Source organism: Streptomyces sp. NBC_01508, assembly GCF_045040315.1.
Classification (GTDB): Bacteria; Actinomycetota; Actinomycetes; order Streptomycetales; family Streptomycetaceae; genus Streptomyces.
This window is the reverse complement of the sequence record NZ_CP109419.1, coordinates 4,584,472-4,600,450: the sequence shown is the minus strand read 5'-3', so window position 1 is coordinate 4,600,450 and position 15,979 is coordinate 4,584,472. Positions and strand designations below refer to the sequence as shown.

The window sequence follows — 15,979 nt, the reverse complement described above, 5'->3', positions numbered from 1 at the left end:
GGACCATTTACACCTTGATCTTCCCGGTGAAGATCTGGTCCTCCGGGGGGAGCCGCACCCCGACGGCGGCCCCGAATTCGTACAGCAGTGTGGTCGAGGCGACGGCGACCGTACGCCCCTGATTCCGGTAGCTGAACTGGTGCCTGACCTTGCGCAGCCGCCCCGCCTCGTCCAGATACGCGTCGAACGGCACGGCGTCCTCGGTGAAGCCCCGCGCCGCCGCGACCAGCGCCTCGCGTGCGTACGGCGCCGCCAGCTCCGCGGCCCGCCCGATGTCGGTGACGCCCCGGTAGTGCCGGACGCGGACGCCGGCCAGCTCCTGCTCGCCGACGAGGACCACATCCTGCGCGGCGCGCAGCAGTTCGGCGGCGGTCAGCGGGTCGGTCGCGCCGCCGGTGACCAGATTGCCGTCCGCGAGGGCGGTCGAGTCGAGCATGACCCACTTGTCGTCGGGCACCCCGGCGCCCCGGTTCTTCATGTAGAGGGCGGCCGGCGCCAGCAGCTCCGCGATCGGCCGGTGCTCGTCCGCGCCCGCCGGGTCCTTGGGCAGCAGGACCGAGAGCCGCCCCAGCCGTTTCCGGAAGTCGTACCGGCCCTCGCCCCTGATGGTCACGCGTGTCCCGCCCGTCGCCATCACCAGCGAGGTCCGGGCCTTGGAGCTGCCCGCGACGGCCAGCACATCGGCGGACCTGAGGACCGCGGCCGGATCGCCGAGTGGCCGGTCGTCGGCCACGGCGCCCTCGCTCCCGGAACAACCGGCGCTCGCGGCCACGACTCCCGCCACCGTCACGGCGGCGGCGACGAGCGCCACGCCCCTGTGTCTGTGCTGCCGCTCCACCATCGCCTGCCAACCCCCAACGCCTTACCGTTGCTTGTCCGAGACCCCGCCCTGCCCCCATAACGACGTCCCGCGCGGGTCGTCACGCACCTCCCCTGGCCAGGAACGTATGCGCGAGTACGGTGGAGAGGTGCGCGAGCAAGAGACCTCGGACCCGCCCACCGCCCCCCACACCTCCCACGCCCCACCTGCCGGACTCATCACGTCGACCTTCGAACGCGGCTCGTTCTCCCTGGCCCGCTGCACCTGCGGCTGGTCGGGACCGGCCAGGCGCTCCCGCGACCGGGCAAGGACTGACGCCGCGTCCCATCAGGCGGCACACTGACATCACCGACACCCAGGGGGAGGACGCCCGATGGAACGGCGCACGCTGCTGGCCGGAGCGCTGACCGTGACCACGGCGGGCGCGCTGAGCGCCTGCACGAGCGACGGCGGACGGGGCGGGAACGGCTCACCGGGCTCACCAGGCCCACCTGGCTCCCCCGCGAACAAGCCGCCCTCTGCGACGCGTAACAGCACGTCCGCCACCGGCTCCACCGCCCCACCGCGCTGGGACACGCTCGCCTCGGGGCTGGACGGCCGGCTCGTACGGCCGGGGGACAGCGACTACGCGACGGCCCGCCAGCTCTACAACACACGCTTCGACAACCTGAAGCCGGCGGCCGTCGCGTACGTCGCCGGCGAGGACGACATCCGCGAGTGCCTGGCCTTCGCCAGGACGTACGGCACGCCCGTCTCGATCCGCAACGGCGGCCATTCCTATGCCGGTTGGTCCAGCGGCGACGGCCGGCTCGTCATCGACGTCTCCTCGCTCGACGGCCTCGGTGACGCGGCGTCGGACGGGGTGATCGGCGCGGGCGCCAAGCTCATCGACGTCTACGGCGCGCTCGCCCGGAAGGGCCGCACGATACCGGGCGGCTCCTGCGCCACCGTCGGCATCTCCGGTCTCGTCCTCGGCGGCGGTCACGGGGTCGTCTCCCGCGCGTACGGTCTGACCTGCGACAACCTCACCTCGGCGACGATCATCACCGCCGACGGCAAGCGGCTGACCGCCGACGCGGAGCGGAACAAGGACCTCTTCTGGGCCCTGCGGGGCGCGGGCAACGGCAACTTCGGCGTCGTCACCGAACTGCGCTTCCGTACCCACCCCGCCTCCACCGGCGTCACCGCGAACCTCAACTGGCCCTGGTCAAAGGCCCGTTCGGTGCTCGCGGCCTGGCAGGAGTGGGGTCCCGACCAGCCGGACGAGATCTGGTCGTCGTTCCACGCGGCGGTCGGCGCGGGCGGCGGAGCCGACCCGACGGTCGCGATCTCCGCCTTCACCCTCGGCACCGAGGGCGACCTCAAAAACGCCGTCGACCGGCTCGCCGACCGCGTGGGCTCCTCGGCGAGCTTCGTCTCACTGCGACCGAGCGGCTACGAGGAGGCGATGCGCGCGTACGCCGGCTGCGCCGGACTCGGCGAAGCCCAGTGCCGGCTGCCCGGCACGACGCCGGGCCGCGGGAAGGACGGCGCGCTGGGACGCGAGACGTACGCCGCGACGTCGGACTTCTTCGACCGCTCACTCCCGCCGGCGGCCATCGGCGCCCTGCTGTCCGCCGTGACGGACTTCAGCCGGATCAAGGTGGCGGACGGCGCGGGATCGGGCACGGTCTCGCTGACCGCGCTCGGCGGCGCGACCAACCGGGTGGACCCGCTCGCGACGGCCTTCGTGCACCGCCGCTCCCGGATGCTCGCGCAGTACGTGGCGTCCTGGCGCCCCGGCACGTCCGGCACCTCGCAGCGGGCGTGGTTGAGAACCAGCCAGGGTGCGCTCCGAAGTCACGCGTCGGGCGCGGCGTACCAGAACTACACCGACCCGGAACTGCCCGACTGGCGCTCGGCGTACTACGGCCCGGCGGCGGGCCGCCTGAAGGAGCTGAAGGCCCGCTACGACCCGGAGCGGCTGTTCGACTTCCCGCAGGCGCTCTAGGTTCTCGTAGCCGCTACGCCGCGAGGTTGTTGTCGTCCGGCCGCGGCTCGGGGATACCCAGCGTCCGGGTCCCCGGCGCCTCGGCGGCCTCGGCGGCCGCTGCGGCCTCGGCCCGGTCCGCCTCCCGCGCGGCACGCGACCGTACGAGCAGCCCCACCCGCCCCGAACGGCACACCGCCGACACCAGCGGGGTGAGCAGCGCCATGGCCAGCGGCGCGAGGAGCAGCACCACCGCCGTACCGAGGGCGAACCCGCCGATCACGTCCGTCGGATAGTGCACGCCCATGTAGACCCGGCTGAAGCCCTCGACCAGCGCGAGCCCGATCGCGGCGAGCCCGAAGCCGCGGTGCGCGACGAAGATGCCCGCGCCCAGGGCCATCGCCAGCGTGGCGTGGTCGCTGACGAAGGAGAAGTCGGTCTTGCCGGCCGCCAGGACGTCGAGCCCCCGGTGGTCGACGAAGGGACGGTCGCGGCCGACGAACTCCCGGATCGGGATGTTGACCAGCAGCGCGACACCGGCGGCGAGCGGCGCCCAGAGCAGCCCGGCGACGGCGGCCACCGAATCCTCGGCCGCCCCGCGCCGCCGCACGCTCCACCAGCACCAGAGCGTGAGGAGGACGAGGGCGAGCATGATCCCGTACTCGCCGACGAACTCCACGCCGCGGTCGAACCAGCCGGGGGCCGACTTGGCCAGACCGTTGATGTCGTAGAGCAGGCTGACGTCGGGGTTCGACCCATCGATCGCGAGTCCAGCCATGTGCCGCGGCCCCTTGCCTTGTCGCCCACCACGACACGCCTCCGGGCGTGTCGCTTCCACCAACCCCCGTGGTGCTTGCGGTCAGTGCTGCGCGATCAACGCCACAGCCCCAGTCCAGGGAACGGCCTGGTCCCCCTCCAGGTTCCACTCTTCACCGGACGATCTCCAGGACGTTATCGAAGAGTGACACATCGTCCCAGCTCAGAGGGGTGACCGAAGAGAGAATTCCGGCCACGCGCCCCCCTGGTCCACCCCGACTCCACCCTTCCGGCGGTCAACCCTTCGCCACCCTCACACCCCGTCGGACCGACGCCCCGTCAGCCGCTTCAACGGCTCCATCCGCTTCACGTGCCGGACTTCCGCCCGGTGGGCAGATCCGTCGGCAGCGATTTCGCGCCGTCTTCGGTGACCCGGGTCGCCCCGAAGTAGTCGGGCGTATCGATCTTGTCGAACCGGATCACGGCCCCGGTGTACGGAGCGTTGATCATGTACCCGCCACCGACATAGAGGCCCACGTGCCGGATGGCCCGCGAGTTGGTGAGGTCGTCGGAGAAGAACACCAGATCGCCGGGCATCAGCTCGTCGCGGGAGGGATGCTCGCCGGCGTTGTACTGATCGTTGGCGACCCGCGGCAACTCGATCCCCACTGACCGGTAGGCAGCCTGCGTCAGCCCGGAACAGTCGAACCGCCCCTGCTGCTCGGGAGTGCCGTTGCCGCCCCACAGGTACTTCGTACCGAGCTTCTGCTGCGCGTAGTAGATGGCGGAGGCGGCCTGCTTGGAGGGCTCGACGCGGCCGACGGGGCGGGCGAAGCTCTGCTGGAGGGTGGTGATGACCTTCACGTAGTTCTGCGTCTCGGGGTACGGAGGGACGCCGCCGTACTTGATGACCGCGTACGCGCCCGCGTTGTACGCCGCGAGCATGTTCTTGGTCTGGTCGCCCGGCACGTCGTCGACGTACCCGGCGAGTTTGCAGTCGTACGTCGCGGCCGACGGAATCGCGTCCTGCGGGTCCCAGACGTCGCGGTCCCCGTCCTTGTCCCCGTCGACGCCGTGCGCCGCCCAGGTCCCCGGGATGAACTGCGCGATGCCCTGCGCCTGCGCCGGGCTCACGATGTCAGGGTCCCAGCCGCTTTCCTGGTACAACTGCGCGGCGAGCAGCGCGGGATTGATCGCGGGGCAGAGATTGCCCCACTCCTGCACCAGCCCCTGGTACTTCGCGGGCACGGCCCCCTTGGCCAGCGCGACCGCCCCACCACCGCCCGCACCGCCGGCGAGCCCGGCGGCGGCGGAGTACGTACCGACGACGAGCAGCGCGATGAAGCACAGGCTCAGCCCGAGCCCGATCGCGCCGGCCATCCAGAATTTACGCACCCCTCAACCCTCCCCCATCCGGGACACGTTCACCGCCATTTTCCCGCCTGTCGTGTCGGTGCTATTCGGACACGGCCTCACGGCGCATCGGACATGAACCCGGTGCAGACGACACTCTTGTGGCTCGTGTCCGAGGTGGCGTGGTGGTAGACGACGGTCCACTCGCCGGGGTCCTCGGAGAGTGGCAGCGCGGGCCGGACCTTGCCGCCGTCGCCGTCGGCGCGGGAGGAGAAGTCGTCGGGATAGGTGAGGTAGATCCACTCGGTCTCGTCCCCCTCGTACAGATCGGCCGCCTCGCTCACCGCACCGAACTGGTCGGTGTTCTCATCGGAGGTGGTGGGGCGGCCGGTCGCGTCGAGCCGGTGGGGTGGCTTCACTTCGACGGAGAGGTAGTACGGGGGGAGGTTCGGTTCCTCGTACTTGAGCCGGTAGCCGATCTCCACCTTCCCGGGCGGGAGTTCGCCGGTGTAGTCGGTCTCGGCGGTGGTGACGGAGTACTGGAACTGGAGCGGCGGCTCCTCCTCACCGGGAAGGTTGCAACTGTCCCGGAGTCCGTTCCAGGCGTGCCGGGAGGTGCCGATGTCCTGGATGCGGCCGGGAGGGCCGACTGCCGGCTTCTCGGTGGACGTCCGGTCCTGACCGCTCGGGGCGGCGGCGCCCCCCGACTCGTCACCGCCTGCGCCCTTGTCGCCGGGAAGCAGCCACACGGCCAGGGCGACGGAGACCCCGATGACGACACCGGTGGCGACGGCGACGAGCCAGGGGACGGGGCGCCGGGAAGTCGGGGTTCCCGGAGGTGCGGTGGGACCTTGCGTGGGAAGGTCATGGATCGCCGGGGTAGGTGCATGTTCAGGCCGCTGAGGCCGCTGAGGCGTGTCCGGCACGACGTCGGCCATGGCGACCAGCGGCTGGTAAGCGGGATCGTCCACAAGGGCGGTATCCACGGCACACCGCCGGATGAGCTCCGCCGGATCGGGCCGCCGGGCGGGGTCCTTGGCGACACACTCACGGATCAGCGCGGCGAGAGCGGGCTCGACCCCGACCGTGTCGATCTCCTCATGAACAGCCCGGTAACTCACGGCCGCGCCGTCCCCGACCCCGAACGGCGCGCGCCCCGTCGCCGCGTACGCGACGGTCGCGCCAAGAGCGAAGATGTCGGCGGCATCGCCCACTTCGTTGCGCGTCAGCACCTCGGGCGCGGTGAAGCCGGGCGTACCGGGTGCCTGACCGTCCTGGGTGAGGGCGGTCTGCTCAACCCCGCGGGCAATCCCGAAGTCGATCAACTGCGGCCCCTGGGAACCCAGAAGGACGTTCTGCGGCTTCAGGTCGCGGTGCGTGACGCCGTACGCGTGAACGCTGGCAAGCCCCTCGGCCATGGCGGCGATCAGCCGCCGACAGGTCCCGGCGGGAAACGGCCCCCGCTCACGCACGGCGCGGGCGAGGGTCGGGCCGGTCACGTACTCGGTGGCGATCCAGTACGGGTCCCCGTCCAGCCCGGCGTCAATGAGATTCGCGGTGTACGCGCTGCGCACGGCCCGAACGGTCTCCGCCTCCCGCCGAAACCGGGCAAGAGCCTCCGGATGCTCGGTGATCTCCTCCCGCACCACCTTGACGGCCACAAGCCGCCCCCCGGGCGACCGCCCGAGATACACCTGCCCCATCCCCCCGGCCCCGAGCCTCGCGAGCAGCACATAGGCACCGATACGCGCGGGGTCTTGGGCTCTGAGGGCATCCACGGGAACGACTGTGCCACAGGGGCGGGTGTGGGGGCAGGCGGAGCTGACCGCGGCTCAGATGCGGGGTGGGCGTGTGGGCGCGGACCAGAAGTCGTCGCGGATGTCGGGGCGCGGAATAGGACCGCCGGCGTAGTTGTGCCCGTCGGTCTCGGCCGTGGGGTCCGCCACTGCCGACTTCTCCACACATGGAGTAGCCACTTCGAAAAATGCCTGGCCCTCTCCGCCGATGCTGAGTCTGATACCAAAGCCGTCAAGGGACTTGGCATAGATGGCCGGGAACCTCTGACTGCTGTTGACGGAGGTGATCTCGTAGCCACTCTTCCGCCAATACCGCTCGACAACTCCGAGAAAACCGCCACGTTGCCGCTCAGAGACAATCGTCATGACAGCTCGACGCCGCGACAGGTCGCAACTTCCCACCGTGGTCTCACCGTGCGTCCACTTGACCCCGGGGCGGATCGCACGAAATGTGCCATCAAGAATGGAATCCGCCCTTTCTGCAGCCTCCTGCATGTTCAAGATTCGCTCCCCATCCGCTCTAGAGCCGTCGAGCGCCGAGCATCCGGCCACCATGACGCATGTCAACAGAAATCCCAGGGCGCGCCGCACTCTCATCCCCTCCTGCGCTCATCCATCTGAACGTCCCGGTAGTCCCCGACCACGATCCTGGCAATATTGTCGGCGGACGTGACATCTTTCCCCGGGTTGAAGTAATTCGAATGCGCCTTGACCCCACCCATTTCCATAATCGGCCGCGGTCCCTCATCCACCCGAAACCTCCTCGCCCCGAAATCCTCATGCGCCGGATCCGTGCCGAACCAGATCTCGCTCTCAGCCGTCTGCGCGTCCTGCGCGAAGTACGCCACCGCCGCTCCGCCCGCCCCGCCCACCACCGCGCCCACCGGACCTCCCAGTACCGCCCCCGCCGACGCCCCGCCCAGTGCGCCCATTCCCATGCCTTGTGCCTCTCCCTTCGCCGGTGCTCGCGTCACCGGGTCGTTCTCCGCGGCGCCGACGAATACGTGGTCTCTGCCCACTCCCAGATCAGCCGCGGAATCCGCGCCCGTTCCGGGGCTGCCCACCAGGACAATGTCGTCGACGCCCGGGATTCCGCCGTCCCGCTGGGCGGCCTGGCCCACCGTGAGGGAACCGTAGGAGTGGCCTACGGCTGTCAGGTGTGGGTTCTCGTGGTGGTTCGTGGCCGCGATTCCCGACATGAAGTCGCCGTACGCGGGCGCTCCCGCCTCCGCGTGGTCCGTAAACATGACGTCCGTGTTCCCCGTGATGTCGTCCACCGAAAGCTGCGGCGCGTCATAGCCCAGCCATACGATCGACGCCGTCGACGAGTCGTACTCCGCCGCACCCACCAGCGTGTCCCTCGCCCGCTTCAAGTCGTCCTCCGCGAATGTCTCGTCCAATCCCGTCCCCAGCCCCGGCACATACGCCGACACGTTCCTCGCCGTGTCCGGATTCCCGTACGACACGATCGCCCGCCCGTTTCCCTCGTCGCCGATACCCAGCAGAAACATCGGCGGATGCCCGCCGGCCCGTAGCTGTCCGTCGATGGAGCGCAGCCCGGCCAGCATCGTCCGCGACCTGTCGTCCTCCGCGGCCGCGCCCTCCAACTTCCCCATCAGCAGCGCCAAGTTGTCGCGGTTCGCCGCGTCGCGTACCGCTGCCGGGATGCCGTCCAGGTTGCCGATCGTGTCCGGGTGGACCGCCAGGTACTCCTCCCTCCGTTCCTCCGTCAGGCCCTGCCACCACGCGAGGCGTTTCGCGGGTGTCGCGTCGTGGGGGATCGCCGCGTCGAGGTAGTCCGTCGCGAGCGCGCGTACCGCCGTCGCGTCCGCGTTCACGTCCGTCCACATCGCGTCCGTGACCTTCAGGCCGTCCTGCGCGATCAGCTTGCGCAGCGTCCGCGTGTACCGCGCGTCGGTCTCCGCCGCGTCGCTCAGCGCGCGGGCGATCCGGTCCGCGATGTCCTGCGCCTTCGGCGCGAGGGGGTTCGGGCTCGTGAACTCCGACGACGGGGCGGTCAGCGGGTACGCGTGGCCCGACGCCGTTCCGCCCCGCAGCTTCTTCTCCGTGACCGGGTTCTCCCCGGCCTCCGGGTAGCTCACCGACCCGTCCGTCCCCACCGTGAACTTCAGGGCCGCCGCCTCCTCCAGCGCGTCCCAAAGCCGCCGTTGCGTGCCCCGAAGCTCCTGGGCGAGGCTGTTCAGCGCCGTACGGACCAGTCCGCACTCCGTGTAGATGTACTGGAAGTTCCGCCCCAGCGCCCGCAACCGCCCGGCCGCCGCCCGCGCCGCCTCGCCCTCCTGGGACGCGGTCAGCCCGGCGAGGAGCTGCTTGTCGATCCGGTCGCGGGCCGCGTCCGCGCGGTTGCTCGCCTTGCCCCAGCCGTCCGCCGCGCCCTCCAGCTCGGCGCATCTGACGTCCCGTAACTGCGCCCAGGTGAGCCCGCCACCGCCGCCGCCAATCACCGGCCGGCGCCCGTATCGGCCCCGGCGTCGGCTCCCGCGTCGACCCCTGCGTCGATCCCCGCGTCGATCCCCGCGTCGATCCCCGCCAGCGTCGACCTGATCGCGGTGTCGTGCTCACCCTGCGTCCTCGCCACCGCGCGCAGGCTGCCCGCCAGGCTTCCGCATTCGTCTCGGGCTGCCTCGATGCGCCGTTCCCACGATGTACGTACGGTGCCCAGGACCGCGAAGGCGCTCAGCCCCTCCCCGCAGCCGGCCACGCCCTCGTGCGCCGTTGCGAACTCGGTCTTCACGTAGGCCATCTGCGTACGCATCACCTCGGCCCCGCCCGCCGCCCGGGTCCATGGCCCGTCGCTGTGTCTCAGCCGTTCCCGCGACGCCGCGCCCGACGCTCCCGGCCCCGTGCCCGCCTCGTCGGCCAGCGCCCGCAATCCGCCCGAATAGCCCGCCATGCCACCCGCCCCTGTCCTCTGTTGTCCGGGATGTCGGGTGGCACTGTCCCAATCCGGGGTCGGCGAGTTGCCGCGCGGAAGCGAAAGGAAGGAACCGGCCGGGGGGCTACGGGAGGGCGGGAGCCCCGTCCCCCGTTGGCATCGGCCGCGATCGGCAACAGCGCGGCGTCCCGCACAGGTTCACCCGTACGGTGGACCCGCCGCCCGCCCTCGGGCGGCGCACGGATGGCGCACGGACGCAAAACCGCGGCGGGCGCAAGAGTGCACAACGCCAATCATTGCCCGGAGTCACCCTCCGTGATACACAGAGTGACCATACGCGTACTCGCATACTCCGGTTCATGACGCAGGTCAGAACAGTCGGATCGGTCAAACGTGCGGGGATCGGGTAAAGAGACCCGCCAAGTCGGCATACGAGGGCGGTTCCATCAGCGAAGATAGAAGGCGATCCGTGCCGCCGGGCGCGGGCACTTAACAACCCAACAGGGGCGGTGAGTTGCATGGACGTGGACGCCGAGAAGGGCGACATCAACACCATCATCGGTGGTATCGCTCCGAGCTGGGGGCCGTTCGGGAACCTCGGTACCGAAGCTCGCATCATTGTCGAGGTGGTGATGGCCATCGCCATCCTGCTCTGCCTCGCCATCGCGATCTGGGGTGCCGCCAAGCAGCGTATCGGCGCGACCGCGCTGCGGGACACCTTCAGCGCGGAACAGGGCAAGGGCCTGATCGTCGCCGGACTGACCGGCGTCTTCATCATCGGGTCCCTCGGCACGGTCTTCACGATTGTGTACGGGATGGCTGTTTAGCGTCACACCTATTCGATCCGATCCGCACCGGGTACGCCCGGTCCACCCTCAACACCATCCGTCCCCACACACCATCCGTCCGTCGCGCCCATCCGCCGAGGTTGCGTCTCCCTGATGTCGAGTCACCACACCGCGCCCGCGCGGGAACCAGCACGGCTACCGTCGTGTTACGCGGTACTGCAAGCGGAACTGCACACGGTTGAACCGGTCGAGGGGGCGGACGCGGCATGAGCTTCGGCGATGAGCACGGCCACGGGAGCGACCCGGGCCGTACGACGGACGACAGCTTCGGCGGAATGGGCCAGACGCGCACACGTCTGCCGGACGGCGGGGGCGGCGACGGATTCGGGGGCGGCGGCCGCCGGCCCCAGCGGAACTCGCGCTCGCTGATCGCGGTGGTGGGTGTGGTGGTGCTGCTGATCGCGGCCATCGCGTTCGCGAACCGCGGAAGCGGCGGCGACACCGACGCGTCGGGCTCCGGCGGGAGCGGCGACAGAGCGGCGGGCTCGGAACCGACGACGGCGTCGGGGGTGAAGCCGGTGACGGGGAAGAGCGGGGGGATTCCTTCGGGGTTCGCGAAGGATGAGCAGGGGGCGGAGAGTGCGGCCTCCAACTACGCGGTCGCCCTCGGCTCGGACGGCATGTTCAACAGGGACAGCAGGCACGGGATTGTCGACACCGTCTACACACCTGCCGCCGCCGAGAAGCTCAAGGTGCCGCAGGACAAGGCCTACTCCCCAGAGTTCCTGGACAAGCTCGGTCTCGACCCCAACGGCACTGCCCCCACCGGCAGCACCTTCATCTCCCGGACGGTCCCGGTGGGCACCAAAGTGGAGAGTTTCGACGGCGGGGACGCGCGAGTCTCGGTCTGGTACACGGGTCTGATCGGTATGTCCGGTCCCGATTCCACCGACCCGGTCAGCACGACGTGGAAGACCTGGACCTTCGACCTTCAGTGGACGGCTGGCGACTGGAAGGTGGCCGCCGACTCCCAGAGGGACGGCCCCGCGCCGGTTCCGGGTGACATCGCTGCCTCAACCGCCGACGAGATCAGCAAGGCTGTTGACGAGTACGGGGGCTTCACCTATGCCAGGTAGCTACCGCGTCCGTACGCGTTCGGTCGTCACCGCCCTGGTGACTGTGCAGACGGGGCTGTTCCTGCTCGCCACGCGGGCATCAGCGGCGCCCACTCCCTCGCCGTCTCCGTCGGCGAGCAACGACGCCTGCGACCTCTTGATCGGCCCCGCCAAGGAGTACTGCGAAGACGGCGACTCCGCCAGCAGCAGCGACAGCAACTCCCCCCTCAGCGACCCCACCAGCTCCCTCGACCCCCTCACCTCCCTCGCCCGCGGCTGCGCCGACGCCGCCGCGTGGACCGTCGACACCCTGTCCAAGGCCGTGAAGGAGACCGCCACGGTCGACTTCACCAACACCGCCTTCCTCTCCCAGTACGCCGTCGTCTTCGCCGCCGCCACCATCCTCACCCTCATCCTCTGGCTCCTCGCCGTCGCCAAGCGCGCCATCCGCGGCGTCCCGTTGACCACCGCCATCTCCGAGGCCATCGGGTTCCTCTGGCTGACCGTCCTCGCCTCCGCGTTCACGCCGCTCATCCTCTACACGCTCGTCTCCGCCACCGACGGCGTCACCGAGGTCATCGCCGGTGGGACCAGTGGGCAGACCGACGTGTTCTTCGGGACGTTCTCCGAGGCGCTGAAGAAGGACACGGAGATCGGCGGCGGGCCGATCATGCTGATCGTCGTGTCCCTCGTGACGATCCTCGCGGCCGGCATTCTCTATCTGGAGTTGTTCATCCGGGCGATCCTGCTCTACGTCGGCGCCCTCCTCGGCGTCGTCGTCTACGCGGGGCTCGTCGACAAGAACATGTGGGGGCATGTACGCCGCTGGGCCGGGCTCATGATCGCGGTCATCATGGTGAAACCCGTGATCGTCATCGTCCTCGGTCTCGCCGGCGCGCTCACCTCGTCCGACGAGGGGCCCGACTCGTTCTCGGCCGTCGTCTCCGGGCTTGCCATCATCATCCTCGCGATCTTCGCGTCTGCCATGATCTACCGCTTCGTCCCCGGCTTCGGCGACGAGATCGCGAGCGCTCGCAGCAACGCCAAGCTGTCGACCGACGGCGGCCGGGCCGCCGCCGTGATCAGTTCGCCCGCCGGTGTCGTCTCGCAGGGCATCAAGACGCACAGCGGCCGAGGCGGTGGCGGCGGTGACAGCGGCGGTGGCGGGGCCAGGCCGTCCAACCCCGTCTCCGGTGGTGTCGCCGCCCACAGCGGCCGCCCCTCTTCAGGAGGCGGGGGCGGCGGAGGTGGCGGTGTCCCCTCGCCCGCACCCGCCCCCCGCTCCACCAGTCCCACCAGCGGCACCCCTCACAGCAGCCGCAGCAGCCACGGCGCTCGCGGAACCGGTAACAACAGCACAGGAGGTGGAGGGCGTTGACGATTCAGTCCCATCCCATCGCGCCCCGCCGTACGTATCTCATCGGCCGCGCACGGCCGAACGCGATCGTCGGCAAGAACCGTGAGACGGGCGAGATCGCGCTGATCATCGCCGGCGCGTTCCTCGGCATGATGAGCGGGCTCATCGTCCCCGTCCTGTCCCTGCGGATCGTGACGCTGCTCGGGTTCCCCCTCCTCGCGCTGGCCGCGGTGTACGTCCCGTACAAGCACCGCACCCTCTACAAGTGGTTCGAGATCAACCGCAGTTTCAAACGGACTCTGCGCAACGGCACCACCTACCGTTCCGCCGCCATGGAGTCCGGCACCGCGGCCGACGGCCGTGAGGTCGAGATCGGGCCGCCGCCCGGTATCGGGCGGATCAACTGGCTGGCCGCGCCCTTCGGTCCGGACGAGATCGCCGTACTGCTGCACGCCGACCGCCGTACCGTCACCGCCGCCATCGAGATCGAGGGACCCGGCGTCGGCCTGCGCGACAGCGAGGACCAGGAGGCCCTGGTCGACCGCTTCGGCACGCTGCTCAAGCACGTCGCGAACGGGGACGGCTTCGTCACCCGCCTCCAGATGCTCGCCCGTACGCTCCCCGCCGACCCCGACGCGCACGCCAAGGACGTCGCCCAGCGCGGCGACTCCGGTTCCCCGGGCTGGCTCCAGGAGTCGTACGAACAGCTCCAGTCCATGGTCTCGACCTCCAGCGAGCAGCACCGCGCCTACCTCGTGGCCTGCATGCACTACACCCGCGACCTGGCCTCCGAGGGCCAGGCCATGGCCCGTGCCACCCGCCAGGCCTCCGGCGGCAAGGGCCGGGGCCGCAGGCTCGACAAGGACGCCGGCCTCGCCGTCGTCATGGCGCGCGAGCTGACCGACATCTGCGCCCGTCTCGCGGAGGCCGACATCCGTGTCCGGCAGCCGCTCGGGCAGGCACGGCTGGCCTCGCTCGTGCACTCGATGTACGACCCGGACCACCCCATAGACCACATCCAGGCCATGACGAAACGAAACGCCTGGCCCGCCGAGCTGGACGCCATGGAGCCCACGTACCTCCAGGCCAAGACCCGCGAGTCGTCCACCCGCGCCCCCTGGTGCCACTCCACGGCCTGGGTGAAGGAGTGGCCGATGACCCCGGTCGGCGTCAACTTCCTCGCCCCGCTGCTCGTCCACACGCCCGATGTGATCCGTACGGTCGCGGTCTGCATGGACCTGGAGCCGACCGAGGTCGCCATCGAGCGGATGCTCACGGAGAAGACGAACGACGAGGCCGACGCCAGCCGCGCCGCCAAGATGAACCGCACCGTCGACCCGCGCGACATCGCGGCGCACGGCCGGCTCGACCAGCGGGGTGAAGATCTCGCCAGCGGTGCGGCGGGCGTCAACATCGTCGGGTACATCACGGTGTCGTCCCGCTCGCCCGAGGCCCTGGCCAGGGACAAGCGGACGATCCGGGCGTCGGCCGGCAAGTCGTATCTGAAGCTGGAGTGGTGCGACCGCGAGCACCACCGGGCGTTCGTGAACACCCTGCCGTTCGCCACCGGCATCCGCCGATGAGCACCCGCCCGGGACCGAAGACCACCGCCGAGCCGACGACCGCCGATCAGAGGCCGACCACCGCCGAGCCGACGACCGCCGCTGATAGGGGCCTGTGATGCGAGATCCCATGTCCGCCTTCACGGACGCCTTCACCAGCTTCCTCTTCGGGAAGGTGGAGACCACCCGGCTCCCGGTCCGTACGTCGACCGGCCAGGCCCAGGCCGTCTATCTGCCGACCGCGGCCCCCGGCCTCGGCGACTCGGGCGTCATCATCGGCCGCGAGGTCTACAGCGGCAAGGGCTACATCTACGACCCCTTCCAGTTGTACGGGCAGCAACTCCCCGCCCCGCACTGGCTGGTCCTCGGCGAGTCCGGCAACGGCAAGTCGGCGCTGGAGAAGACGTACGTCCTGCGGCAGCTGCGCTTCCGCGACCGACAGGTCGTCGTCCTCGACGCCCAGGGCGAGGACGGCGCCGGCGAGTGGAACCTCATCGCGCAGGAGCTGGGCATAACCCCCATCCGGCTCGACCCGATGGCGGCCCTGGACGGCGGCATCAAACTCAACCCGCTCGACCCGGCGATCACCACGACCGGACAGCTCGCCCTGCTCCGCACGATCATCGAAGTCGCCATGGGGCACGGTCTGGACGAGCGCTCCGGCTTCGCGCTCAAGGTCGCGCACGCCTATGTCCACTCCACGATCGTCGAGCGCCAGCCCGTCCTGATGGACATCGTGGAGCAACTGCGGCACCCGGAGCCGGAGTCGGCCGAGGCGATGAACGTCGACATAGACGACGTGCGGGCCTGGGGCCTGGACGTGGCCCTCGTCCTGGACCGGCTCGTCGACGGTGACCTGCGCGGCATGTTCGACGGCCCGACGACCGTCGGCATCGACCTGGACTCGCCGCTCATCGTCTTCGACCTCTCGCACATCGACCGCAACTCGATCGCGATGCCGATCCTGATGGCGATCGTCGGCGTCTGGCTGGAGCACACCTGGATCCGCCCCGACCGGAAGAAGCGCATCTTCCTGGTCGAGGAGGCCTGGCACATCATCAACTCCCCGTTCGTCGCGCAGCTCTTCCAGCGGCTCCTCAAGTTCGGCCGCCGGCTGGGTCTTTCGTTCGTGGCGGTCGTCCACCATCTCTCCGACGTGGTCGACGGCGCCGCCGCGAAGGAGGCCGCCGCCATCCTCAAGATGGCGTCGACCCGGACGATCTACGCGCAGAAGGCGGACGAGGCCCGCGCCACCGGCCAGGTCCTCGGGCTGCCGCGCTGGGCGGTCGAGATCATCCCGAGCCTCACGCCCGGTATCGCGGTGTGGGACGTCAACGGCAATGTCCAGGTGGTCAAACACCTGGTCACCGAGGCGGAACGGCCACTGGTCTTCACCGACCGCGCGATGACGGAGAACAGCCAGGCGTCCGACGCGTCGGACGCCGCCGACGCCATGACGGGCGGGCTGCCCGACGACGTACGGGCCGCCGAGTGGGAGGCGGAGCAGCGCGCGATCCTCATGGAGCAGCAGCGGTTGAACGCGTCCTCCGAGTCGACGGTGGCCTGA

At 70.1% G+C, this 15,979-nt stretch carries 13 protein-coding genes; 6 read left to right on the top strand and 7 right to left on the bottom strand.

Features of this window, described 5'->3' with window-relative positions:
- Positions 1-7: 7 nt before the first annotated feature.
- Positions 8-841 (bottom strand): hypothetical protein, encoded by an 834-nt coding sequence (locus OG700_RS21295; protein ID WP_405615878.1) that lies wholly within the window; start codon positions 839-841, stop codon positions 8-10.
- 352 nt (positions 842-1,193) lie between these two features.
- On the opposite strand from OG700_RS21295, the gene OG700_RS21290 reads away from it, so the two are divergent.
- Positions 1,194-2,810, top strand: coding sequence for an FAD-binding oxidoreductase (locus OG700_RS21290; protein WP_405615875.1), 1,617 nt, complete (start codon positions 1,194-1,196; stop codon positions 2,808-2,810).
- Positions 2,811-2,823: 13 nt separating this feature from the next.
- Here OG700_RS21290 and OG700_RS21285 read toward each other — a convergent pair whose 3' ends face one another.
- From OG700_RS21285 to OG700_RS21260, 6 genes are all read right to left on the bottom strand, one after another.
- Positions 2,824-3,567, bottom strand: a complete 744-nt coding sequence (locus tag OG700_RS21285; RefSeq protein ID WP_405615873.1) for a phosphatase PAP2 family protein — start codon at positions 3,565-3,567, stop codon at positions 2,824-2,826.
- Between the two features lie 344 nt (positions 3,568-3,911).
- Positions 3,912-4,925: an NlpC/P60 family protein gene (locus tag OG700_RS21280; protein ID WP_405621862.1), complete on the bottom strand. Its 1,014-nt coding sequence runs from the start codon at positions 4,923-4,925 to the stop codon at positions 3,912-3,914.
- A 92-nt stretch (positions 4,926-5,017) separates the two neighbouring features.
- A complete protein-coding gene (locus OG700_RS21275; RefSeq protein ID WP_405615871.1) occupies positions 5,018-6,676 on the bottom strand; it encodes a serine/threonine-protein kinase in 1,659 nt (552 codons plus the stop codon).
- Positions 6,677-6,730: 54 nt separating this feature from the next.
- Positions 6,731-7,189, bottom strand: a complete 459-nt coding sequence (locus OG700_RS21270) for a hypothetical protein (protein ID WP_405621860.1) — start codon at positions 7,187-7,189, stop codon at positions 6,731-6,733.
- Positions 7,190-7,287: 98 nt separating this feature from the next.
- Positions 7,288-9,156, bottom strand: coding sequence for an alpha/beta hydrolase (locus OG700_RS21265; protein ID WP_405621858.1), 1,869 nt, complete (start codon positions 9,154-9,156; stop codon positions 7,288-7,290).
- Positions 9,156-9,608 (bottom strand): hypothetical protein, encoded by a 453-nt coding sequence (locus OG700_RS21260; RefSeq protein WP_405615869.1) that lies wholly within the window; start codon positions 9,606-9,608, stop codon positions 9,156-9,158. The genes OG700_RS21265 and OG700_RS21260 overlap by 1 nt, the downstream gene beginning before the upstream one ends.
- 500 nt (positions 9,609-10,108) lie before the next feature.
- On the opposite strand from OG700_RS21260, the gene OG700_RS21255 reads away from it, so the two are divergent.
- The 5 genes from OG700_RS21255 to OG700_RS21235 all read left to right on the top strand — a co-directional run bounded on the left by OG700_RS21255 (position 10,109) and on the right by OG700_RS21235 (position 15,979).
- Entirely contained in the window at positions 10,109-10,417 is a 309-nt protein-coding gene (locus tag OG700_RS21255) for a hypothetical protein (protein ID WP_329385727.1), read from the top strand.
- Between the two features lie 227 nt (positions 10,418-10,644).
- A complete protein-coding gene (locus OG700_RS21250; RefSeq protein ID WP_405615866.1) occupies positions 10,645-11,514 on the top strand; it encodes a hypothetical protein in 870 nt (289 codons plus the stop codon).
- Positions 11,504-12,871 (top strand): hypothetical protein, encoded by a 1,368-nt coding sequence (locus OG700_RS21245; RefSeq protein WP_405615864.1) that lies wholly within the window; start codon positions 11,504-11,506, stop codon positions 12,869-12,871. The genes OG700_RS21250 and OG700_RS21245 overlap by 11 nt, the downstream gene beginning before the upstream one ends.
- Positions 12,868-14,433, top strand: a complete 1,566-nt coding sequence (locus tag OG700_RS21240) for an SCO6880 family protein (RefSeq protein ID WP_405615861.1) — start codon at positions 12,868-12,870, stop codon at positions 14,431-14,433. The genes OG700_RS21245 and OG700_RS21240 overlap by 4 nt, the downstream gene beginning before the upstream one ends.
- Before the next feature lie 97 nt (positions 14,434-14,530).
- Positions 14,531-15,979 carry an ATP-binding protein gene (locus tag OG700_RS21235; RefSeq protein ID WP_405615859.1) on the top strand — a complete coding sequence of 483 codons (1,449 nt, stop codon included), beginning with the start codon at positions 14,531-14,533 and terminating at the stop codon, positions 15,977-15,979.

Bases quoted from the DNA above. Each gene is read 5' to 3' on its own strand.
- OG700_RS21295 (WP_405615878.1), bottom strand. From the start codon at position 841: ATGGTGGAGCGGCAGCACAGACACAGGGGCGTGGCGCTCGTCGCCGCC.
- OG700_RS21290 (WP_405615875.1), top strand. From the start codon at position 1,194: ATGGAACGGCGCACGCTGCTGGCCGGAGCGCTGACCGTGACCACGGCG.
- OG700_RS21285 (WP_405615873.1), bottom strand. From the start codon at position 3,567: ATGGCTGGACTCGCGATCGATGGGTCGAACCCCGACGTCAGCCTGCTC.
- OG700_RS21280 (WP_405621862.1), bottom strand. From the start codon at position 4,925: ATGGCCGGCGCGATCGGGCTCGGGCTGAGCCTGTGCTTCATCGCGCTG.
- OG700_RS21270 (WP_405621860.1), bottom strand. From the start codon at position 7,189: ATGCAGGAGGCTGCAGAAAGGGCGGATTCCATTCTTGATGGCACATTT.
- OG700_RS21260 (WP_405615869.1), bottom strand. From the start codon at position 9,608: ATGGCGGGCTATTCGGGCGGATTGCGGGCGCTGGCCGACGAGGCGGGC.
- OG700_RS21255 (WP_329385727.1), top strand. From the start codon at position 10,109: ATGGACGTGGACGCCGAGAAGGGCGACATCAACACCATCATCGGTGGT.
- OG700_RS21250 (WP_405615866.1), top strand. From the start codon at position 10,645: ATGAGCTTCGGCGATGAGCACGGCCACGGGAGCGACCCGGGCCGTACG.
- OG700_RS21245 (WP_405615864.1), top strand. From the start codon at position 11,504: ATGCCAGGTAGCTACCGCGTCCGTACGCGTTCGGTCGTCACCGCCCTG.
- OG700_RS21235 (WP_405615859.1), top strand. From the start codon at position 14,531: ATGCGAGATCCCATGTCCGCCTTCACGGACGCCTTCACCAGCTTCCTC.